The organism is Pseudoduganella buxea (assembly GCF_009720835.1).
In the GTDB taxonomy this organism is placed as follows: domain Bacteria; phylum Pseudomonadota; class Gammaproteobacteria; order Burkholderiales; family Burkholderiaceae_D; genus Rugamonas; species Rugamonas buxea.
Window position 1 is genome coordinate 18,851 of sequence record NZ_WNKZ01000043.1, and the last position, 20,993, is coordinate 39,843.

General features: G+C 66.9%; 18 protein-coding genes. 3 read left to right on the forward strand and 15 right to left on the reverse strand.

Annotation, left to right across the window (positions count from 1 at the left end):
- Positions 1–93 precede the first annotated feature (93 nt).
- The 4 genes from GM672_RS15455 to GM672_RS15470 all read right to left on the reverse strand — a co-directional run bounded on the left by GM672_RS15455 (position 94) and on the right by GM672_RS15470 (position 3,351).
- A complete protein-coding gene (locus GM672_RS15455) occupies positions 94–681 on the reverse strand; it encodes a DNA-binding protein (protein ID WP_155471432.1) in 588 nt (195 codons plus the stop codon).
- Between the two features lie 25 nt (positions 682–706).
- On the reverse strand, positions 707–1,915 hold the full coding sequence (locus GM672_RS15460; RefSeq protein ID WP_155471433.1) for a cation:proton antiporter: 1,209 nt from the start codon (positions 1,913–1,915) through the stop codon (positions 707–709).
- 367 nt (positions 1,916–2,282) lie between these two features.
- The gene (locus GM672_RS15465; RefSeq protein WP_155471434.1) at positions 2,283–2,843 is read right to left on the reverse strand and encodes a DUF488 domain-containing protein; all 561 of its coding nucleotides are present in this window, start codon (positions 2,841–2,843) and stop codon (positions 2,283–2,285) included.
- Positions 2,844–2,928: 85 nt separating this feature from the next.
- A complete protein-coding gene (locus tag GM672_RS15470; protein WP_155471435.1) occupies positions 2,929–3,351 on the reverse strand; it encodes a PACE efflux transporter in 423 nt (140 codons plus the stop codon).
- Positions 3,352–3,442: 91 nt separating this feature from the next.
- Here GM672_RS15470 and GM672_RS15475 point away from each other — a divergent pair, with 91 nt between their 5' ends.
- Both GM672_RS15475 and GM672_RS15480 read left to right on the forward strand, forming a co-directional pair.
- A complete protein-coding gene (locus GM672_RS15475) occupies positions 3,443–4,399 on the forward strand; it encodes a LysR family transcriptional regulator (protein WP_155471436.1) in 957 nt (318 codons plus the stop codon).
- A 28-nt stretch (positions 4,400–4,427) separates the two neighbouring features.
- The gene (locus GM672_RS15480) at positions 4,428–5,531 is read left to right on the forward strand and encodes an SGNH/GDSL hydrolase family protein (protein WP_188916042.1); all 1,104 of its coding nucleotides are present in this window, start codon (positions 4,428–4,430) and stop codon (positions 5,529–5,531) included.
- A 143-nt stretch (positions 5,532–5,674) separates the two neighbouring features.
- On the opposite strand, the gene GM672_RS15485 is transcribed toward GM672_RS15480, so the two are convergent.
- Positions 5,675–6,454 (reverse strand): PEP-CTERM sorting domain-containing protein, encoded by a 780-nt coding sequence (locus GM672_RS15485; protein WP_229417754.1) that lies wholly within the window; start codon positions 6,452–6,454, stop codon positions 5,675–5,677.
- Positions 6,455–6,788: 334 nt separating this feature from the next.
- Between GM672_RS15485 and GM672_RS15490 the strand changes: the two genes are divergently transcribed.
- Positions 6,789–7,259 carry a GFA family protein gene (locus GM672_RS15490; protein ID WP_155471437.1) on the forward strand — a complete coding sequence of 157 codons (471 nt, stop codon included), beginning with the start codon at positions 6,789–6,791 and terminating at the stop codon, positions 7,257–7,259.
- Here GM672_RS15490 and GM672_RS15495 read toward each other — a convergent pair.
- The 10 genes from GM672_RS15495 to GM672_RS15540 form a co-directional block, all read right to left on the reverse strand.
- Entirely contained in the window at positions 7,226–9,130 is a 1,905-nt protein-coding gene (locus GM672_RS15495; RefSeq protein WP_155471438.1) for a glycoside hydrolase family 2 protein, read from the reverse strand. The two genes, GM672_RS15490 and GM672_RS15495, sit on opposite strands and share 34 nt — an antisense overlap.
- Before the next feature lie 78 nt (positions 9,131–9,208).
- A complete protein-coding gene (locus GM672_RS15500; RefSeq protein WP_170300087.1) occupies positions 9,209–10,351 on the reverse strand; it encodes a sensor histidine kinase in 1,143 nt (380 codons plus the stop codon).
- A gap of 287 nt (positions 10,352–10,638) precedes the next feature.
- Positions 10,639–11,793 carry a UDP-galactopyranose mutase gene (glf, locus tag GM672_RS15505; RefSeq protein WP_155471440.1) on the reverse strand — a complete coding sequence of 385 codons (1,155 nt, stop codon included), beginning with the start codon at positions 11,791–11,793 and terminating at the stop codon, positions 10,639–10,641.
- 158 nt (positions 11,794–11,951) lie between these two features.
- A complete protein-coding gene (locus tag GM672_RS15510; RefSeq protein WP_155471441.1) occupies positions 11,952–12,764 on the reverse strand; it encodes a ThuA domain-containing protein in 813 nt (270 codons plus the stop codon).
- A gap of 22 nt (positions 12,765–12,786) precedes the next feature.
- Positions 12,787–13,674: an alpha/beta hydrolase gene (locus GM672_RS15515; protein ID WP_155471442.1), complete on the reverse strand. Its 888-nt coding sequence runs from the start codon at positions 13,672–13,674 to the stop codon at positions 12,787–12,789.
- Positions 13,675–13,681: 7 nt separating this feature from the next.
- Positions 13,682–16,651, reverse strand: coding sequence for a TonB-dependent receptor plug domain-containing protein (locus tag GM672_RS15520; protein ID WP_155471443.1), 2,970 nt, complete (start codon positions 16,649–16,651; stop codon positions 13,682–13,684).
- Between the two features lie 80 nt (positions 16,652–16,731).
- The gene (locus tag GM672_RS15525; RefSeq protein WP_229417755.1) at positions 16,732–17,268 is read right to left on the reverse strand and encodes a gluconokinase; all 537 of its coding nucleotides are present in this window, start codon (positions 17,266–17,268) and stop codon (positions 16,732–16,734) included.
- A gap of 136 nt (positions 17,269–17,404) precedes the next feature.
- Positions 17,405–20,089, reverse strand: coding sequence for a bifunctional diguanylate cyclase/phosphodiesterase (locus GM672_RS29750; protein WP_170300088.1), 2,685 nt, complete (start codon positions 20,087–20,089; stop codon positions 17,405–17,407).
- Positions 20,090–20,349: 260 nt separating this feature from the next.
- Positions 20,350–20,598: a DUF3297 family protein gene (locus GM672_RS15535; protein ID WP_155471445.1), complete on the reverse strand. Its 249-nt coding sequence runs from the start codon at positions 20,596–20,598 to the stop codon at positions 20,350–20,352.
- A gap of 58 nt (positions 20,599–20,656) precedes the next feature.
- On the reverse strand, positions 20,657–20,992 hold the full coding sequence (locus GM672_RS15540; protein ID WP_155471446.1) for a DUF5710 domain-containing protein: 336 nt from the start codon (positions 20,990–20,992) through the stop codon (positions 20,657–20,659).
- Position 20,993 lies beyond the last annotated feature (1 nt).

Consider the following 20,993-nt stretch of genomic DNA (forward strand, 5'->3'; position numbering starts at 1 on the left):
CCCGGCTTGCTCCGTGGGTCCGGCGCTGGTGGGCTCTGGCTTCGTGTCGCATCGCTGCTCCTCTCCAAAAAGCCAGTGTACCAACGCTGCCGTTTACGTCGCGCCCGGCAGATCGCCGGCCGCGCGCCCCCCCGTCGAGGGCGGCCAGCCGCCGTCGAAATCGAAGATGTCGGTGCGCCCGCCCGCCAGCGCGGTGCTGAACGGCGAACCGTCCTGCCGGCCGCCGCGCGAGTCGGACAGGGGGCCGCTGAAGCGGCCGAACCCGCCAATACCCTGGCTGGTGCGCGGTGTCGGCCTTGCCCGCGGGGCGGGGGGCGGCGGCGGCATGGCCCGGTCTTCCAGTGCCGCGACGCGGGCGCGCAGCGCTACCAGTTCGGCATCCTTTTCCGCCAGCGCCAGCGCATGCTGTTCACGCAGCGCGCGCAGACGCACTTCGGCTTCGTCGTGCAGGCGTTCGGCCAGCTGTTCCACCAGCGCCAGCAGAGTGCGCGCCGTGTCGTCGCGGCCGGCGGCGGGGCTTTCCTCGCCGGCCAGCGCCTTCAGGTAGCGGTGAATGGTCGACTTCGAGCCCGTATCGCCCAGCGCGTGGCGCACGGCGTCAGCGGACGGGTAGCAGCCCTGGGCCAGCAACGCTTCGCGGCAGGCCCGCACCTGGGCTTTCGTCAGGCCGCTGCGTGCCATGGGCCCCTCCGTCGACGTGGCGCCGTCACGAGCTGGCCTGGCCGATCAGGCCGCGGTTGCCGGCCCGGTGCAGCTTCGGATGCACGACGGGGATCGTCAGCATCGTGCTGCCGACAGCCATCAGCAGCAGGGCCGTGAAGGTTTCGCTGGTAATGATGCCCTTGTCCAGCAGGATATTGGCGAAGATGATTTCGATCAGGCCCTTCGACTGCAGCAGCCAGCCGATGATGGTTGCTTCGCCGCGCTGCCACTTCAGCACGCGGCCCGCCAGGTGGGCGCCGGCCAGCTTTCCGCCGACGGAGGCCACCAGCAGCAGCCCGGCCGCGAAAAAGACGGCGTAACCGCCCAGGTCCCACTTGGTGCGCAGGCCCGTGCTGAGGAAGAATACGGGCATCAGCACCAGCAGCACATTCTTGAACAGCGTGTCGAGATTGTCCTGGCCGAACCAGTCGGCATCCATCACGACGCCCGCCAGGAAGGCGCCCACCATGAAGTGCAGGCCGGCCCAGTCGGCGCCAAGCGCGCAGGCGATCAGCCAGATCAGGGCCACATACCAGCGGTCGCTCTGCGGCAGGCGCGCCATCAGCCGTCGGAACAGCACCGTCAGCAAGGCGAAGGCCAGCATGAAGCCCAGCTGGCGGCCGATGCGTTCCCAGTCCAGCATGATCAGGGCCAGCACGCCCCAGATGGCCACGTCGTCCAGGCTGGCGTAGCGCAGGATGCGTTGGCCCATCGGCTGGCGCAGGATGTCGAGTTTTTCCAGCAGCAGCACCAGCACGGGCAGGGCGGTGACGGCGCAGGCCATGCCGGTCCCCAGCAGGAACTGCCACGTGGCCGCCTTCGGGCCCATCCAGCCGGGGTAACTCATCAGCAGCACGGCTGCGCCGCAGCCGAACAGCAGCGGCATTGTCAGCGACAGTCCCGCCGTGACACTGCTTTCGCGGCGGTACTGCCACACTTTTTTCAGGTCCAGCTCGATCCCGGCCAGCATCACGAACAGCATCACGCCCCATTGGGCGATGCCGTTCAAGGTCTTGACGACGTCGGGATTGAAGACGAACTTGTGATACGCGGGGAAGAATGCGCCCAGCACGCCCGGGCCCAGCACGATGCCCATGATGATCTGGACGATGACGAGCGGGGCCACATAGTCGGTCCGCCCCAGCCGCCACACCAGGTAGGGCGCCACGAAGATCAGCAGCATGGCGATCAGGAAGATTTCGGTGGTACTCATGGGTCTCCTCGGTTCTTGTTCGATCGGTTCTTGTTCGCTCAGTTCTTGTTCGTTATGTAATTACGTACCGAGGTCGATAGTAGCGAACAATTAACGCCATGAAAAGCTTTTCATGGCGCTGTGGTACCGTTTCCACAGGCCGAAGGCCTCGGCAGGGATTTGCTGGGTGAGCAACGCGTATCTGGGAGTGACGAGCTTTTGCAACAGGCGACAGGCCAGGATCAATCGGCTTGTGGAGCAAGCGACACGCAAGGAGGCCAGGTCAACGGGCCGATCGGACGGGTTCGGCCTGGCAGGTGTCCCACATTCCCTCATAACCGCCCAGCCCGTGTCAGTTTTCGTGCCTGACCCCGATGTTGACAGGAGCTCAGCCGTGCAACGACGCGTCGGCCGTCCCGGCGGCCGGGGCGGCGGGTGCGGGATAGGTGATCGAACGGCCTGCCACCTGGGCGAACGGGGTCAGCACGTGCGGGCGCGTCTTGCCCGGGTTGATGATGTGCTCGACCCGTATGCCCCGCACCAGCAGGGCATCGGCGACCAGCGAGCGGTGGCAGCGCCACGGCACGGCTTCGGCGCACATCAGCGCGCAGGGCGTGGTGCCGGCCATGCGCGCGACGTCGTCGACGGCGGCGTTGAAGTCAATCTGCTGCATATGGTCGGCATAGCCCCGGAAGGACTGGTTGCGCCAGCCGTCATTGGTCGAATCCTTGCGCGCGCGGCGCAGGCCACCCAGGGCGCCAATATACCGGTATTCGATGCCCGCTTGTGCCAGCGCGCCGGCCAGCGCGTCCTGGCCGAACTGGGGGTTGTGCCGCGATTTGGGCACGGTACGGATGTCGAGCAGGCGCTTCACTTCCTGTTCCTTCAGGAGCTCGATAAACTGCTCGATGGGGCGGGTCGAATGGCCGATGGTGTAGACGGTTTGCATGGCGCCATGGTAGCGAATCGGGGGTGCGCCATCTGTCGGCGCGGGGCGGCATGCGGGGTAGGACTGGTCTTGCGGCGATGCCGGGTCAGGCCGGCAGTGCCGAAGCGGGCAGGCCGAAGGCCCGGTCGAAGGCCAGGTTGAACACGAAGGCATAGACGACGAAGAAGATCACCAGGCCCAGGTCCAGCACGAACGCCTGCCACAGCGAGATCGACAGCCACCACGCGAACAGGGGCACGAGGATCAGCACCAGGCCCCCTTCGAAGCCCACTGCATGGGCGATGCGCCGCGCCAGGTTGCGGCCCTTGCGCGCCTGGCGCGACTCCCACGCCTCGAACAGCGAGTTATAGACGAAGTTCCACACGACGGCGATCAGCGACGTCGTCACGGCAATGGTACCGGCCGCCCCCGTTTCGTGGCCCAGCAAGGCCAGCAGGGCCGTGGTGCAGCCGATGGCAATCAGTTCGAACAACGATACATAGACGATCTTGCGTTTCAGGCCCTGCATGACATGCTCCTGTGTGGATGAGTTTGCATTTTCCGTGAGTCCGGCTGATCGGAAAAGACAGCCGTTATCAGTTTTATTGATAAGATGGTGCATGGCCTTTTCCAGCGACAACGTCACCGTCTTCCTGGCCGTGCTCGATCATGGCTCCTTCTCCGCCGCCGCGCGGTCGCTCAAGCGCGTGCCGTCCGCCGTCAGCATGGCCATTGCGCAACTGGAAGCGGAACTGGACTTGCAGCTGTTCGACCGCAGCTCGCGCGACGCCCGGCCGACGCAGGTGGCGCGGGCGCTGGAGGCCGAAGCGCGCCAGTTCGCCGGTCAGCTGCGCCGGCTGCAGGCCCATGCCCTGTCGCTGCACGGTGGCCTGGAGCGCTCGCTGACCCTGGTCGTGGCGCCGGAACTGCTGTCGGTGCCGTGGAGCGTGCCGTTGGCGCGGCTGGCCGCACAGTTCCCGTCGCTGCAAGTGGAAGTGCGTTCGGCGACCCAGGCCGAAGCGCTGCGCATGCTGCACGACGGGACGGCGCAACTGGCGCTGATGTACGAGCGGCCCCAGGTCGACGAGCGCGAGAGCTTCCAGGAACTGGGCAGCGAAGTGCTGCAGGCCGTGATCGCGCCGCACCATCCGGACCTGCGCGAGCGGGAGAAGGGCTTCCAGCTGCAGGACCTGATCGACCTGCGCCAGATCGCCATCGCCGGCAAGAGCGGCGCGGGCGACGACGGGCGCACCGTCATCTCGCGCAAGCTGTGGCGCACCGACAGCCACCTGGCCACCCTGGGCCTGGTGCAGGCGGGCCTGGGCTGGGCCTTCCTGCCGCTGCGGCTGGCCGCGCCCTTCATCGCTTCCGGCGAGCTGGTGGCCATCGAGTTCGCCCACATGAGCAACCAGGTGCGGCTGTGGGTGGACCTGGTGTGGATCAACGACCGCCCCATGGGCCTGGGCACGCGGCGCCTGATCGAACTGATGAAGGATTTTTCCGGCCTGGACGTGGTCGGACCCGTGCCCGCGCCGGCAGCCGCGCCGGATTCCATACAGGCTCCGGATTGTCTATGATGGCGGTACCATGACAGCCGCCGACCCCATGACTCCTACCAGCATTTCCGCAACCCTCAAGCGTGGCCTTGCCCTGTTCGGCGTGGCACTTGCATTGGCCTGCCCCGCGATGGCGGCCGTCACGATTGGCGCCGACGACGCGCGGCTGCAGTACACGGGCCGCATCGATTTTCGCCAGCCCGCCGCGCCCGTGCTGTCCTGGCCCGCGAGCACCATCGCCGGTAATTTCACGGGCACGTCGCTGGCCATCCGGCTCGACGACCGCCTGGGGAAAAACTACTTCGACGTCTACATCGACGGCGACCTGGCGCGGCCCCGGCTGGTGGCGGCGAGCCAGGGGAGCCGCAGCTACCGCATCGCCGACGACCTGGCGCCGGGCCGCCACGGCTTCCTGCTTGTCAAGCGCACCGAGGGTGAGGAGGGCGCCACGACCTTCCAGGGCCTGGAACTGGCCGATGGTGGCGAGCTGCTGGCGCCGCCCCCGCGCAAGGCGCGCCGCATCGAGTTCTTCGGCGACTCGATCACGAGCGGCATGGGCAACGAGTCGCCCGCGGACGGCCCGGACCACCTGGGCAAGGACAAGAACAGCTACCGTTCCTACGCGTCGATCACGGCGCGCGCGCTGGACGCCGAAGCCCACCTGGTCTCGCACAGCGGCATCGGCGTGACGATCAGCTGGTTCCCGTTCACGATGCCCGATTACTTCGACCAGCTCGACGCGGCCGGCAACAACGATACACAGTGGGACTTCAAGGCGTGGACACCGGACGTCGTCGTCATCAACCTGCTGCAGAACGACAAGTGGCTGATCGACCGCGAACGACGCGTGCAGCCGCCGCCAAGCGACGCCGAACGCGTGCGCAGCTACCGGCGCTTCGTCGAGACGATCCGGGCGAAGTACCCGCGTGCCTACATCGTCTGCGCACTGGGCAGCATGGACGCCGTCGAGCCGGGTTCGAAGTGGCCCGGCCATGTGCGCGCGGCCGTGGGACAGCTGAACGGGGCGGGCGATGGGCGCATCGGCATGGTGCTGTTTCCCTATACGGGCTTCAACGGCCATCCGCGGGTGGCGCAGCACGAGGCAAACGCGGCGCTGCTGACGGCCTTCATTCGGCGGAAGATGGGGTGGTAGGCCGGTGGTGCCGTCCTCCACCGGCTGCGACCGGAAGACTGTCCGCTGAGTTTGCGCGGCCTAGTGACAGTTCCGGTATCGGGGGAACTTATGCGGTGCAACAGGCAAGCCGGACCTGCCGGCCTGCCTTTTCACGTGGGATGTCAGGCTTTGCGACGGGAACGTGCCGCCATGGCCAGCAGGCCGAAGCCGGCGGCGAGCATGGACCAGGTGGATGGTTCGGGAACGGGCGAGACTTGCACGGTCAGCACGAGGTCGCGAACACCGAAGGTCACGCTGGAGTCATATGTGCTGATGTAGTGGTCGTCATAAGGGCCGGCGTAGCCGAAATAAGCACCTGCCTGGGCGGTCAGCTCGAATTCCGTATCCAGCCTCAACATCAAGTCGTCGTAGAATGCCTGGTTCGACGCTACCAGGACGGAGCGGTCGCCCTGTATCGCGTCGTAGGTCTGTGCTGCGAGTGTCGGATAAGGAGACTCGCCCATCCGGAGCCTGACGTCGAACGAATTCGTCACCTCGCCGATCTTGCTGAAGCTCGGGTATTCGGCGGCCGGGGGTATGCCTGGGTTCAACGAACCGTAGATCGTGCCGCTGACCGCGATCGAGTCGATGCGATAGCCGTCGTGCAGGTCGATCGTGAAGTTGCTGCCGAGCTGCAGCGAATACCGGTTGTACCCAAGAGTGTAATCGTTGCTCCCCGATATGCTGTAAAGCGTGAGGGGAACGCCCAGCTCGTTGTTGCGTAAATCCAGGTTGAAGCGGCTCGTGCCTGCTTCACTGGACAGCAACGCCATCTCGTCCGCCAGGCCGTTTCCTTGGATGGCGATACCGAATCCCTCGGTTGTAATCGATGTCGCGGCGTGCACAGTCGAGCTGCCCAGTGCCAGCACACTCAACATGAGTGCAGCAGATATCTTGCGCATTGTCGTTCTCCGCAGTGAAGAGTGAATAAAAGACAATGATATTAGCAGTGGCGCCGCGCCGTAATACTCACGAAAAATCACCATTACAAAATATAGTCCACCCAACATGGACCCCCTATGCCCGCTGCCGGCGGTCCGGGTATGCTTACCCTCGGCACGCTCGCCGTCCGGCTCGCTGCTCTTGGCGACGTACCGGGCGCGGGGTACGAGGAACTGAATCTTGAAGTCCATGCCTGGGCGAATCCGCAACGGATCCGGCCAGAAGCATCAGAGGATGCAACTTGAGATGACGCGACAACTGCGTCGACCAGCACCGCGATCGGGGAGAAAAACCATGGTACGAACCGCCGCCTGCAACTGCGGCCAGCTCACGGCCCGGGTTTCGGGCGAACCCGTACGTATTTCGATCTGCCACTGCCTGGCATGCCAGCGCCGCACCGGCAGCCCCTTCGGCGAACAGGCCCGCTTCGCGCGGGCACCCGTGACGTTCGCGGGGCAGTCCACCACCTACGGGCGGGTCGGCGATGACGGCACACGCGCGACCTTCCATTTCTGTCCCCGTTGCGGCGCCACGGCCTGGTACGGCATGGAGGGGCTGGACGCCTTCGTCGCCATTCCCGTCGGTGCCTTTGCCGATCCGGCGTTTCCTGCGCCGACAGTGTCGGTGTACGAGGCGCGCATGCACGGCTGGGTCGTACCGCCAGCGGGCGCCGAACACATCGACCAGTCCGGGCGGCCTCGCGGCGCTGGCCGGGATGCCGGCTGCCGGTTTCAGTGCCCACCCTGGTTCGCCTTGCGCCGGTAATAATCGGCCAGCACGCCGAACGCCTCCTTGCGCACGCCCGTCTCGGACAACAAGCCCTTGCGGTTCCAGCCGTTCTGGAACACGGGGTGTTCGCGGCGGGGCGAGCGGAAGTCCTTCAATATCCACGGCGACAAGCCGGCCAGGGTCGGCATGCGCCCGGCCATCGCCAACGTGGCGCGGTAGTAGTCGGCCTGGTACTGTTCCGTGAACTTGCGCCGGTCCCCGCTGCGGTAGCCGGCCAGTGCGTCTGCGCCGAATTCGGACAGCACCAGCGGCCGGTCGGCCGGCAGCTGCCAGTCCAGGCCCGCCAGGGCGTCGAGCGTATCGGCGCCGTACCAGCCGGCGTAGGTGTTCACGGCCAGCACGTCGAGCTTGTCCACCAGCGGGTCCTGGATCGCCATCACGGCCTTGCCCCCTGCCGAGCGGCGTTCCACCAGCAGGGCGGCGCTGACCAGCCGGGTGGGGTCGAGGGCGCGCACATTGTCCGCCATGGCTGCATGAAAGCGCGTGCGCGGGCCGGACACGGGCGTCTCGTTCCCCACGCTCCACAGGATGACGGCGGCCCGGTTGCGGTCACGGTAGACCGTCTCTGCCTGCATCGCCAGGGCCTTGCGCAGCACGGCGGGATTGTCCCAGTCCACCGTCCAGTAGACGGGGATTTCGCTCCACACCAGCAGGCCCATTTCATCGGCCAGGCGCAAGGTGGTTTCCGAGTGGGGATAGTGGGACAGGCGCACGTAGTTGCCATGCAGGCCGTGCTTGATCTCGTGCAGCAGCGCGCGCGCCTGCGGTGCAGTCATGTCGCGTGCCGGATTGGGGCCGAACTCCTCCTCGTGCAGCGAGATCCCCCGCAGGAACAGGGGCTCGCCATTGAGCAGCAGCTCCTTGCCCCGCACGGCGATGGTGCGAAAGCCCATGCGCTCGCGCAGCAGGTCGCCGGCGGCCGTCACGCGCACGTCGTACAGGGTCGGCTGGTCGGGCGTCCACCGGCGCAGCGCGCCTGGCGCCGGCAGGTCGATGGCGGCGCGTCCGTCCTTGTCGGTGACGGCGCTGACGCTGGCCAGCGTGCCGATGGCGATCTCGGCTTTCTGCTTCGCGGCGTGTGGCCCCTGCAGGCGTACTTCGCCCGTGATGCGCCCGTCGGTGCCCAGGCTCAGGGTGGCATCGTCGATGAAGGTGGCGGGCGTCCATACCAGCCGCACGGGCCGGGTGATGCCGCCGTACAGGTCCCAGTCCGTGATCGGCGTGGGAATCGACTTGGCATCGTGGCTCGAGTCGGCGCCCACCGTCAGGCGGTTCTCGCCCTCGCGCAGCAGGTTCGTGACTTCCACGACGAAGGGCGTGAAGCCGCCTTCATGCCGGCCGGCCTCCTTGCCGTTCACATACACCCACGCGCGGTAGTTGACGGCCTCGAAGCGCAGGAAGGCGCGCCGGCCCGGGCGCGGCGCGGCATTGAATTTGCGCTGGAACCAGATCAGGCCATCGTAGTAGCGCAGCTCCGGCTCGCGCGCATTCCATGCGCCCGGAATGGCCATGGCGGGGCCCCGGTCCAGGTCGAACTCGAAGAAGTCCGTGCCGCCCCGGCGCTCGCTGGCGGCAATGTCGATGTCGCGAAAGCGCTGCATGCGCGACTTCGCCACCCAGCCGTTGATATCGGTCAGGCCGGTGCGGTACAGGTCCCTGGAATACGTCCACCGACCGGACAGCTCTTCGCCATCGCGGTGCACGGCGGCGGTCAGCAGGAAGGCCGGGCGCAATGGTGCGGGGACAGGCGCGGGGCCGGACGCGGGCGAGGGCGCTTCCTGCGCGGCGCACAGGCAGGCAATGGCCCAGCCGGCAAGGATCGACACCTGGAACGCGGGGTTTTTCATGATCGGACAGGGACCAAAATGGCATCGGTCCGAGTATAGGCCGGCACCCGTGGCGCCGGCGATCATGTTGTTGAGTGCTTACGCCTGGCCCGCGCCTGGGGTGTCGCCCGCGAAGGGGCGGCAATCGACCGGCACGTCGATGATGAAGGTGGTGCCCGTTTCGCGCGAGCTGTCCACGGCCGCGCTGCCGCCGTGGTTCTCGGCCACGCTCCTGACGAAGGGCAGGCCGATGCCCCAGCCGCCGCCGGACGCCGTGCCGCCCGCGCGGGGCAGGTATTCGAAGATGCGCCCGTGCTGCTCCGGCGGAATGGGCGCGCCGGCGTTATGCACCGTCAGCATCAGGCGCCCATGCGCTTGCCTGGCCTGCAGCCGCACGCTTTCGCCGTCGCCGTAGCGAATGGCGTTGTTGACGAGGTTCTCCAGCGCGCGGCGCATCGAACTGCGGCACCAGTAGCCGGGCACGGACTCGCCGCCGGCCTCGAAGCGCACGCCCGCCTTCTGGCTGTATTCCTGGCAGACCTCGTGCATCAGGTCGGCGATATCGAAGCGTGACAGCGACAGCGCCAGGCGCGGACCGCCCTGGAAGATCAGCGCGTCGAGCAGCTCGGCCATCATCTGGCCCAGGCGTTCGGCGCTGGCGGCGATCTTGCCGGCTGCGCGGCGCGCCACCTCCAGGTCGGGCGCCACGCCGACCAGCTCCGCGCCGTTCAGCACCACGCCCAGCGGCGTGCGCATATCGTGCGACAGCGCGGCTGCCAGCTTGCGCCGCAGTTCTTCCTGGATCGACGCGAATTCGCGCACGGCATCGCGCACGGCCGCGTTGATCGACAGGTCGATGATGGCCCAGTCGGCGTGCGTCAGGGCGACCCGGCCCGCCGCCACGAAGGCGATGCACTCGCGCAGGATCTGGTATTCGTGGACGATCTGGTCCGGACCGAAGCGTGTCATGCGCGCACGTTCGCCGCCGTGCGCGGCGGCGGCGCTGTTGTTGCTGGTGCCGCTCTGGCGCGGATGGTTCGGGCTCAGGGCCTCGGCGATATTGTCGAGGAAGGCCGGCAGCATATTGGTCAGCACGGGGCTGAGCAGCGTTTGCGCCCCCTCGACACGCGCGCGGGTCTCGCGTTCCCAGCGCGCCATCACGTCTTCGCGAATGCCCATGAATTGACGCGACGTGCTCGATAGACCGAGTTCGTCCGGGTTCTGGTCTGAAGCCAGTGTCATGCGATATTCCTCACTGAAGCCCGGCTTTCCGCGGCGATGCTTGGGCCGGGAACTGCGAAGCTGTGCGCTCGAATAGCGCTGGAGGCCGTCGCGGGGGCAGGGCGAACGGCTGGTTGCCGAACGCATATTACACATATCGGGCCGTCAGTTGCTGATTATCTGACGTCGGTCGGCTATGCGTCGGTCATCCCCCGGGGCGGGGAAGCGCCTGCTGGGGGCAGGCGGCCGGTTGAACCGGACTAAAACGGGGCGGCGGCATGCTGGGCCGCCCCGGCACGACAGGGCGATCAGCCCAGCGGGTTGACGACGAAGGCCGGCATCGGGCTGTTTTCGCTGGCGCAGGCGAGGAACTTTTCGGCCGCGTCCAGCGCTTCGCCGATCGTTACGTCCATGTCGAGGTAGCGGTAGGTGCCGAGGCGGCCGACGAACGTCACATTCGTTTCGTTCTGGGCCAGTTGCAGGTAGCGTTCCAGCTGCACCTTGTCGTTGGCCAGGCGGATCGGATAATACGGAATATCCTTTTCCGTGCACTGGCGCGAGTACTCGACATAGCAAACGGTGCCTTCGTGCTTTTCCCACGGCGAGAAATGCTTGTGCTCGGTAATGCGGGTATAAGGCTGCGCGTTATCGCAATAATTGATGACGGCATTGCCCTGGTAATCGCCCGTTTCGCGCAGCACTTCGAAGTCCAGGGTGCGATACGGCAGGCGGCCTTCCTGGTGATTGAACCAGGCGTCGATGGGGCCGCTGTAGAACACGTGGGCATAATCGCCCTTCAAGGCGGGATCGAATACCGTGTTGAGGTGCACCGTAACGCCCGGCACGTCGAGCATTTTCTCGACGATGGACGTGTAGCCGTCCGCCGGCATGCCCTGGTATTTGTGGCTGAAATAATTGTCGTCGTAGTTGAAGCGCACCGGCAGGCGTTTCAGGATGCTGGCCGGCAGCTGGGTCGGCTCCAGCCCCCACTGCTTGACGGTATAAGTCTTGAAGAAGGCTTCATACAGTTCACGGCCGACGAAGCGCAAGGCCTGGTCTTCGAAGGTGAGGGGGTTCTCGATCGTCTTGTCGCCCAGCGAAGCGAGGAATTCCTGCGCCTCTGCAGGGCGGAAGGTCTTGCCGAAGAACTGGTTGATCGTCAGCAGGTTGATCGGCAGCGTATAGACGCGGCCGTTCGTGATGGCCTTGACCCGGTTCGTGTACGAATTGAACTTGCCGAATTCGTTGACGAAGGCCCAGACCCGCTCATTATCGGTATGGAAGATATGCGGTCCGTATACGTGGACCATCACGTCGGTTTCCTTGTCGCGTTCGGAATGGCAATTGCCGGCCACGTGTGAGCGCGATTCGAACACTTCGACCTGGTAGCCTGCCTTGGCAAGCTGATTGGCGATCACCGCGCCGGAGAAACCGGCTCCAATAATTGCAACGTTTTTATTCATCGTGCCTGCTCGTTATAAGTTGATGTTGCGTGCGTCATGAGTGCTGCATACGCTTCCCCGAATGTGTACGGCCGCCAGCGGCAATGCGGTACACGTCTGGGGCAAGCGTACCATGTGGCGCGATAAAGTGACGTTCAGTAGCGGTAGAGCAAAAGATGTTATTTGGCGCCCCCGCCACTCTGGCCGGGGCCGCTTATGACGCCGCTTGTGGCCCTGCTTGTTACCCCGCTCGTCGCCCAATATATTCCGCCCATCAGATGCGACAGGTATTGCGGGTCGCGGTACATTTCGGCGTTGTGGCCCAGGGTGGTGACGAAGACGCGGCCGCCCTCGTATCGGTGATGCCACGCGACGGGATGGTCGCGGCCCATGCCGCGTGCCACCTGGCCGGGCCAGATCCTGGTCGGGTCATAGCTGCGCTCGTCCACGTTCAATACCGGTTCGACGGCGATGGCGTGGGGATTGGTGGTGACGTAGAACTCGTCGCTCCAGATCCACCGCTCGGGTAGTCCGAACGTGGCGGGAAAGCCCCGGTCCACTACCGTGACGACGCCCGTCTGCAGCATCGGGTGCACGCCGACGGTGCGGCCCACCATCTTCTCGTACCACGGCCACGCGCCGGGCGCCGTGATGGCGGCGCGGTGCACGACGATGGCATTGCCGCCGCTTCGCATATATGCTTCGAATTTCGCGCGCTGGGCGGCATTGAGTTCTTCCCCCGGCGTGTTCAGGAACATCACGGCGGCGTAACGGGCCAGGTCGCCGTCGAAGGCTTCCGGCCGGTGCGTGTAGGTCAGCTCGAACGCGTGCAGCCGGGCCAGCCGTTCCAGGCTATCGCGCGCGATGGGAATGTATTCGTAGTGGTACTTGCCGGGCATGGCCAGTACCAGCACCTTGTACTGGCTGTCGGCCAGCGTGTCGGGCGCCCACAGCAGGGCACAGGCGGCCAGGGCCGCGGCGGCGTGCTTCATCGGTTCTCCATTGTCCTGATGTTCATGGGGCGGTGACGCCACCGGGAGGGCGCGCCGTTCGCGGTACCAGCCAGCCGCCATCGGCCAGCCAGTCGGCCAGCACGTCGGGCCAGTGCTGCAGGGCGACCTTCTCGCCCCGCTGGCCCATGTTGAAGGCGTGGCCCGTGTCCGCGTAAAGATGCAGTTCGGCGGACACGCCGGCCGCCGTCAATTGCTGGTACAGGCCCAGCGCCGGCGGCATGCAGCAGGTATCAAGTGAGCCGGCCACGAGGAAGGCGGGCGGGGCGCCGGCCGGGCTGCGCGCGGGGGACCCTAGCGGGCCGGGATAGACCAGCACCTGGAAGTCGGGCCTGGCGTCGGTGCGGTCGATGGCGTCGCGCGCGGCCGAAGGCGGGGCCGGATTGTCCGCCACCAGGGCCACCAGTTCGCCGCCGGCCGAAAAACCCATCACGCCCAGCCGGCCCGGATCGACGGCGTGGTCGCTCGCGTGGGCCCGTACCCAGCGCACGGCGCGGCGCAGGTCCGCGGCCGCATCGCCTTCGATGGTGTAGGTCGACCCGGCTTCGCGCGCCAGCCGGTATTTCAGCACGAAGGCCGTCACGCCGATGCGGTTCAGGTAGCGCGCCGCCGCCACGCCTTCGTTCTGGAACACCAGCATGCGGTGGCCGCCGCCCGGCACGACGATGACGGCGGCGCCGTTGGCGTGGCGCGGGTCGGCCGCCAGCACCGTCAGCGACGGCGCGTGGACGTTGCCGACATAGACATCCTGCAGCGTCTCGGCCTCGCCACGCCGCACCGCGCCGGGCGCGCCGTCCGGCCACAAGGTCACCGTCGGCGGCGCGGCCGGCTGGGCCAGCGCGCCGCCCACCGTGAGCAGCAGGGCGCCGGCCATCATGCGAAGGTTTGCCATCTTCGGCTCAGAAGCTGTAGCGCAGGCCGGCCCGGTAGGTGCGGCCCACCACGTCGTACAGGGTCGGATTGATGGCAAAGCTGGCGTTGGCCTGCGGCGCCGGTTCGGGGTCGCGGTCTGTCACGTTGTCGATCTTGAAGTAGACCGCCAGCGCCTTCGTCACGTTGTAGTTGCCGCCGAAGTCGAAGTAGGTGGCGCCCTTCATGCTGTTGTCGTAGATCGTCGGCCGGGTGATGGTCGAGACGGGGCAGCCTGTCTGGCATTCGATGAACTCGTTGCTGTAGACGCCGTCGCTGAACCAGCGCTCGCTCAGGGTCAGGCTCAGCTTGTCGTTTTCCCACGTCTGCTGGGCCAGCAGCTTCCATTTCGGCGTGCCGCCCAGGTTGGCGCCGGCGCCTTCGGACGGAATCGTGCCCACCACGCCGGAGTTGGTGATGAAGTGCAGGTTGCGCGTGGCCAGCGCGCGGAAGGTGAAGCGGCCCGGCAGGTTCACCTTGTCCAGGTTGGCGCGGAAGGCCGTCTCGATATCGAAGCCCTTCGTGTGCAGCGAGGCCAGGTTGAAGTTCTGCAAGGTGACGTAATTGCTGCCCGGGCTGTCGAGCACCATCGCGGCGCAGATCTCCTGGTTGCCGGCCATGCACAGGTCCACTTCCTGCTGCGCAGTCAGCGACGAGATGACGTCCGTGACCTTGATGTCGAAGTAATCGATCGACGCGCTGAAGCCGGGCGCCCAGGCGGGCTGGGACAGCACGATGCCGAAGGAGTGATTGCGCGCCACCTCGGGCCGCAGGGCCGTGTTGCCGACGGTGCGCTGCTGCACGGTGATGGTGTCGCCGCGGTGCTGCACGACGTTGTTGAGTACGACGGGCGCCGCATACAGCTCGGAGAGGTTGGGCGCGCGCACGTCCTTCGACGTCACCGCGCGCAGGCGCAGGCCGTCGACGGGCGTCTTCCACGTGGCGCCCACCTTCCACGTGTTGACGTTGCCGGCCGTGCTGTACTTCATCTGCCGGTCGGCCACGTTCAGGTTCGCCTCGCCCCACGTGGCCGACTTCAGCACGGGGATATTCAGTTCCACGTAGGCTTCGCGCACGTTGTAGCTGCCGTCGCCGTTGTGGTAGTTCCCCGCGTACCAGTTGTTGCCGACGGGGCCGTTCAGCAAGGGGTCGGCCGGATACCGCGCGTCGTTTGGCGAGTTCGCGTCGACGCCGGCGCCATAGGCGTCGCCCCGCACGCTGTACTTCTCGCGGCGGTACTCGGCGCCGAAGGCCAGCGCCACGGGGCCGGCCCAGCCTTCGAAGGCTTCGCCGTTGACGTTGAAGCTGGCCACGTCCTGGCTTTGCCGCGTGAGCTGGCGCGGTCCATTGGGGGGCGCGATATAGGCCCACGCGGCCGGGTCGACGGGATTGTCGCCGATGATATTCAAGGGCACGCAGCCCGACGCCGCCGCCACCGGATTGCGGCAGGCGATGCCCCCGTCCGCCGTGCGCACGGCGTCGATGGCGGCGTTGTAGCGGGCGTTCAAGGTGATGTCATGGACGTCGATGGTCGTCGTGTTCTCGCCGCGCGTGACGTAGGCGTCGTACGACCATTCCTTGCCGAACAGGGGCAGCCGGCCGTCGGCGCCGATGACGAAGCGGCGCTGCGTGCGGGTCGGGTGCACGTTGATATTGGCGGGGAAGATGGCGTTGGCGGTGCCGTACTGGAAACTGGTGATGTTGTTGGCGGCGCAGGCCGCCACGATGGACGCGGGCAGGTAGGGATTGTCGCAGCGGATCGTCAGGTTGGCGTTCTTGGCCGCGCCCGGGTTGGGCGAGAAGTGCGACTTGACCTGGGCATAGTTGGCCGTGAAGTAGATCTCGTTGTCGGCATCGAGGTCCCACGACACGCGCGTGTAGGCGACCTGGCGCTTCAGGTCCATCGCCAGGTTGGTGCCGGCGCCCACGCTGCCGGACAAATCGCCGCCCACGCAAAAGGGGTTGACGCAGCCGGTGACGGCGCCCGTACCCGTTGGCACGCCGTTCGAGCCGTACTGGAACTGGTAGGGCACGCCGCCGGGGCCGAAGGCGGTGCCCTGCAGCGGGCCGTTCGTGATCAGGCCGTACTTCGAGTACTGGTACTGCTGCGCGTGATGGATGACGCGGTACTGCGGCAGGCCGTCGTTCGTCTGGCCCAGGGGCCGGATCTGGTAGGCGCTGTTCTTGAACCAGGTGCGCCCGTTCGGTCCCACCTCGCCGAAGCCGGGCGAATCGATGCCGTTTTCCTTCATGATCTCGCCGCTGACCGTCACGTGCAGCCGGTCGCCCGCGAAGGCGCGGCCCCATGCGGCCTGCAAGGTGCCGTGCTCGTCGTCGTGGTAGCGGGTCTGGCCCCCTTCGGCATTGAACTTGAAGCCCTTGAACTTCTTGTCCGTGATGAAGTTGACGGCGCCGCCGATGGCGTCCGAGCCGTACGACGCGGATGCGCCGCCCGTCACCACGTCGACGCGCTTGACCAGCAGCTGCGGGAACTGGCTGACGTCGGTGACCCCCGTGACATTGGCGCCCACCACGCGCTGGCCGTCCAGCAGGGTCAAGGTGCGGATCGTGCCCAGGCCCCGCAGCGACAGGGAACTCAAGCCCTGGATGCCGCTGCTGGTGCTGTTCGTGCTGGTGGTGCGGCCCGTGCTGCCTTGCAGCGCCGGCAGCTCGGCCAGCGTGTTGAACAGGTTCGGCTTGGCCGCCTTTTCCAGGTCCGCGCTGGTCAGGCTGGTGGTCGGCGTGGGCTGCGTGAAGCCGCGCGCGGCGATGCGCGAACCGGAGATGCGCACCACCGTGGGGGCCTCCGGCGCAGCCCCGCTGGCCGGCGTTTCAGCACCGGCCACGGCGCCGGGGTCGCCGCCGGCTTGCTGCGCATGGGCGCATTGGGCCAGCAGGGTGCAGGCGCCGGCGACGGCGGACTGGATCAGGGTTCTTTGCAGCTTGAGCGAAATGCGCATGGTTGTCTCCATTGGTCATGAATGGCGCGCCGCCTCTGGTGGTTGGCTGCGCCGTGCACTGCGATTGTCGTGATGCCGCTTCAAGGCCTGCCGGCAGCGGCGATGATGCGTTCGACCAGCGTCCCGGCCGGCAGGGCGATATCGACTACGATGCCGGCCTCGCCGGGCTCCAGCGCTTCCAGGTCGCGCAGCTGGCTATCCAGCAGGGCAGGCGGCATGTAGTGACCGGCCCGCCCTGCCAGGCGCGCGGCGATCAGCTCGCGCGGGCCATGCAGGTGCACGAAACGCAGGCCGGGGTCGGCCTGGCGCAGCAGGTCGCGGTAGCGGCGCTTCAGCGCCGAACACGACAGCACCAGGCCCGTGCCCTGCGCGCGCGCGGCGCCGATCTGGCCGGCCAGTGCGTCGAGCCAGCCTGCCCGGTCGGCATCGTCCAGCGCGCGGCCGGCCGACATCTTGGCCACGTTGGCGGCAGGATGGAAGGCGTCACCCTCGACGAAGGGCACGCCCAGCGCCCCGGCCAGCGCGCCGCCCACGGTGCTCTTGCCGCAACCGCACACGCCCATTGCCACCCAGCGCTGCCGGCTGGCCGCCCCCTCCGAACTCCCTGCTGCTGTCATCCTGCCCCCTAGATAGCGCTATCATCACGGCGAGTCTGGACGAAGATACGAATTTTGTAAATAGTTTTAGATAGCGCTATCAGCATCACGCGACAGCTTGGCGAATTGCTGTCGTATTTTTCGTACGAAAAAACGCTCAGAGCGAGGCGGCGCGCTGCATGCAGTCGCTGCGCACGCGGGCCGCGTCGGCCGGGCGGGCAACGTAGTAGCCCTGCAGTTCGTCGCACTGCAGGCGCGCCAGCAGTTCCACCTGTTCGCGCCGCTCGACGCCTTCGGCCACCACCTTCATGCCCAGTGCATGGGCCATGGTGATGATGGCGCTGAACAGGATCTCGCCCTGGCGGTCCACGCCGAGCCGGCGCGTGAACGACTTGTCGACCTTCAGGATGTCGAAGTCGAGCTGCTGCAGCATCGACAGCGAAGAGTAACCGGTGCCGAAGTCGTCCACCAGCAGCTTGATGCCCATCGCGTGGATGGCCTGCAGGTTCTGCGCCGTGCGCCCGGGGTCGTGCAGCATGGTCGATTCCGTCAGTTCGATTTCCACGCACTCGGGCGCCACGTCGTGCCGCTGCAGCGCCTGGACGAACAGCGCATGCATGTCGCGTTCGTTGAACTGGCGGCTCGACACATTGATCGACACGGGCAGCGGCGGATAGCCTTCGCGGCGCCACGCGGCGATCTGGGCGCACACGGCGTCGACGATCAGTTCCCCCAGCGCGACGATCAGGCCCGTCTCCTCGGCCAGCGGAATGAAGGCGTCGGGCTGCAGGGTGCCGGCGGTGGGATGGTTCCACCGCACCAGCGCCTCGACGCTGCACACTTCCATCGTTGCCGTGCGCACGCGTGGCTGGTAATACATGACGAACTGGCCGTCGCGGATCGCCGTGCGCAGGTCGCTCTCGCGCAGCTGGCGCTGCTGCAGCACGCCGTAGAAGGCGGGATCGAAGAACTTGTAGCGGTTCTTGCCGCTGGTCTTGACCTCGTACATGGCGATGTCGGCATGGCGCAGCAGGGCGTCGCCGTCGTGGGCGTCGCCCGGGCAGATGCTGATGCCGATCGATGTGCCGATCGTGGCGGTGCCGGCGCCGATGGAAATGCCGGCATGGAAGGCCTGCACGATCCGGCCCGCCACATGGGCCGCCTCGGCGCTGTCGCGCAGGTGTTCCAAAATGACGATGAATTCGTCGCCGCCGATGCGGGCCACGTGGTCGCCCGGCCGCACGGCGACTTTGAGCCGTTTCGCCACCACCTGCAGCAGCTCGTCGCCGGCGGCATGGCCGAAGGTGTCGTTGACGGACTTGAAGCCGTCCAGGTCGACGAACAGCAGCGCCACCAGCGTGCCGTCGTCGATCGCCCGGGCCACCGCCTGCGGCAGGTGCCGGGCCACCCAGGCCCGGTTCGGCAGGGCCGTCAGCACGTCCTCGAAGTTCTTGCGTTCGAGCTGGATCAGGTGGGCTTTTTCCATCGTCACGTCGCGCACCGTGATGGCCAGCACCTCGCCCGCGCGCACGGCGTTGACCTGGACCTGGCGGGCCGGTCCTTCGCCCTGGCCGTCATCGAGCTCGATCTCGCCCTGCGCGCTGCCACCGGCCATGGCCCGTTCCAGCAGCGCCATGGCCGGCGCCAGCGGAATCGTCGAGGCCACCGTCGACAGCCGGGCCCCCAGCATGCGCTCGCGCGTCGAGTGCGACATGGCCGCGCCCTGTTCGTTGCAGTCCACCGTTATATAGTCGATGACCCTGCCGTTCGGGCCGAACACGGGCGCGGCGATGAAGAACCCTTCACGGCTCGCTTCCGTGGCCTTGCGGTAGGCATCCTGGGCCAGGTCGACGCGGTGGCGGTGCATCGCCAGGCGCACCGACAGGCTCATGCCGGCCAGTACGAACAGCAGCAGCGCGAACGAGGCGCCGATGCCGGTCTGGTACATGGCCCGCTCGCGCGCGCGGAACAGGGCCAGCGCATCTTCCTGGTCCGCCCCGGCCACCACCATCAAGGGAAACTGGTCGATCGCCTTCCAGCTGACATAGCGGTTCCTGCCGTCGCTGAAGTCACCGCTGCCGATGAAGGCGTTCCCCTGCGGCGCCGCCATCGCCTGCACCAGGGAGCGGGGCAGGGCGCGCATCCGTTCGAACGGCGCGCCGACCTTGAAGGCGCGGATCACGCCGGCGCTGTCGACGGCGCCGAGGAAGCCGCGCTGGCCCAGCAGCAGTTCGTCGTAATCGGCCACCAGGGAATCGGTGGCGAAGGAGACGGCCACCACGCCGTCGAATTCGGCGGCGGCATTGAGCAGCTTGCGCGACAGCCGCACGGCGTTGCCGGTACCGATGCTGTCCTCCTGGGGCATGCCGATGAACAAATCGTCGGCCGAGCGCAGCAGGTGGGTCGTGAAAAAGGACAGCGTGGGCACGCGCGCCAGCAGCCCGGGCGGCCACAGGTCGCGGGCGTTGGTCATGCGCAGCTTGCCATCGCTGCCGAAGATGCTGATGTTCAAGGGGCGGCCGGCCGGGTCGAGCAGGCTGTTGAAATCGCCGAGCCGGACCGTGCCCGTGGCCTGCCAGCGCAGCCGGATCAGCATCAATACCTGGTCGACCATGCTCAGGTTGCGCTTCATGGCCTGCTCCAGGTTGCGCGCCGCGTCCTCCGTGGCGCGCAAGGTCTTCTGCTCGACGGCGGTGCGTTCGCTGTCCAGGTTTTCCAGCAGGATGAACCAGCAGGCGGCGGCAACGCCGGCCCCGGCCATCGGCCACAGCAGGATGAACAGCAGGTAGGGCCGCAGGGCGCGCAGCACTGCGGACCAGGATCGGAGAACGGTTGCCGTCATTGCAGGTGCTTTCGGTGGCGTGCGGCGGCACCGGCTGCGCATCGCGCGCCACCGCATCACGAGTCATGTCCCGACTCGATTTTGCCATGAAAGACAGCCCGGCCGGCTTGCGAAATGCAATTTTCGGCGCAGCAACAGGCATTTGCCGTGGCGGACGGCAATGAGGATTGTGGTGGATTGGAAACAGCCGGGGGGATGCGCACCCGGTTCCTGGTGGCCCGGGCGGAAATGATATGGCGGCTGGTGAGGCCGCCGACGGATTACAGGTAGAAAGCCTCGACAGTGCCCTTCAGCTTGATCAGCATCGGCTGGCCCTTGCGGTCCAGCGTCTTGCCGGCGGGAACTTTAATCCAGCCTTCGCTGATGCAGTATTCCGTCACGTCCTGGCGTTCCTTGCCATTGAAGCGGATGCCGACATCGTGTTCGAACACGGCGGCGACGTGATGGGGGCTGCGAGGGTCGGTCGACAGGCGATCGGGCAGGGGTGGGAGTTGGGTCGTATCGTTCATGGGCGCCAATTATCCGCCAGAACCGCGCCGGCGACAACCCGCGCCCGGCAGCCCGTCATCAAGCGTCCATCCAGCGCGCAAACGGCGCCAGCTCGACGCCGGCCGGCACATACCACTTCTTCCGGGCCGCGTCCCAGCGCGCGCCCAGCCGCTTGGCTTCGTCCTTTTCCGCGAACGGCACCTTCAGCACGGCCGCCGCCTGGGGCGTCGATGCCGGCTTTGGCCGCGCTGCCGAAGGCGACGGCGAGGCCGCGCCGGCGGCAGGCCAGACCGGCGCGCTGGTGGCGACCTGGGAGCCGTCCGCCTGGACCTCGACCCAGCGCTCGCCGTCGGCGCCGGCGAGCTTCAGTTTATAGGGCGGGGCGAACGGCAGGTCGGTGGTCATGGTCGGCATC

Excerpts from the sequence above, each read along its gene's own strand:
- GM672_RS15540 (WP_155471446.1), bottom strand. The coding sequence starts at position 20,992 with ATGCCGACCATGACCACCGACCTGCCGTTCGCCCCGCCCTATAAACTG.
- GM672_RS15535 (WP_155471445.1), bottom strand. The coding sequence starts at position 20,598 with ATGAACGATACGACCCAACTCCCACCCCTGCCCGATCGCCTGTCGACC.
- GM672_RS15490 (WP_155471437.1), top strand. The coding sequence starts at position 6,789 with ATGGTACGAACCGCCGCCTGCAACTGCGGCCAGCTCACGGCCCGGGTT.
- GM672_RS15510 (WP_155471441.1), bottom strand. The coding sequence starts at position 12,764 with ATGAAGCACGCCGCCGCGGCCCTGGCCGCCTGTGCCCTGCTGTGGGCG.
- GM672_RS29750 (WP_170300088.1), bottom strand. The coding sequence starts at position 20,089 with ATGACGGCAACCGTTCTCCGATCCTGGTCCGCAGTGCTGCGCGCCCTG.
- GM672_RS15455 (WP_155471432.1), bottom strand. The coding sequence starts at position 681 with ATGGCACGCAGCGGCCTGACGAAAGCCCAGGTGCGGGCCTGCCGCGAA.
- GM672_RS15475 (WP_155471436.1), top strand. The coding sequence starts at position 3,443 with ATGGCCTTTTCCAGCGACAACGTCACCGTCTTCCTGGCCGTGCTCGAT.
- GM672_RS15495 (WP_155471438.1), bottom strand. The coding sequence starts at position 9,130 with ATGAAAAACCCCGCGTTCCAGGTGTCGATCCTTGCCGGCTGGGCCATT.
- GM672_RS15515 (WP_155471442.1), bottom strand. The coding sequence starts at position 13,674 with ATGGCAAACCTTCGCATGATGGCCGGCGCCCTGCTGCTCACGGTGGGC.
- GM672_RS15485 (WP_229417754.1), bottom strand. The coding sequence starts at position 6,454 with ATGCGCAAGATATCTGCTGCACTCATGTTGAGTGTGCTGGCACTGGGC.
- GM672_RS15460 (WP_155471433.1), bottom strand. The coding sequence starts at position 1,915 with ATGAGTACCACCGAAATCTTCCTGATCGCCATGCTGCTGATCTTCGTG.
- GM672_RS15470 (WP_155471435.1), bottom strand. The coding sequence starts at position 3,351 with ATGCAGGGCCTGAAACGCAAGATCGTCTATGTATCGTTGTTCGAACTG.
- GM672_RS15520 (WP_155471443.1), bottom strand. The coding sequence starts at position 16,651 with ATGCGCATTTCGCTCAAGCTGCAAAGAACCCTGATCCAGTCCGCCGTC.
- GM672_RS15465 (WP_155471434.1), bottom strand. The coding sequence starts at position 2,843 with ATGCAAACCGTCTACACCATCGGCCATTCGACCCGCCCCATCGAGCAG.
- GM672_RS15525 (WP_229417755.1), bottom strand. The coding sequence starts at position 17,268 with ATGACAGCAGCAGGGAGTTCGGAGGGGGCGGCCAGCCGGCAGCGCTGG.
- glf (WP_155471440.1), bottom strand. The coding sequence starts at position 11,793 with ATGAATAAAAACGTTGCAATTATTGGAGCCGGTTTCTCCGGCGCGGTG.
- GM672_RS15500 (WP_170300087.1), bottom strand. The coding sequence starts at position 10,351 with ATGACACTGGCTTCAGACCAGAACCCGGACGAACTCGGTCTATCGAGC.
- GM672_RS15480 (WP_188916042.1), top strand. The coding sequence starts at position 4,428 with ATGACTCCTACCAGCATTTCCGCAACCCTCAAGCGTGGCCTTGCCCTG.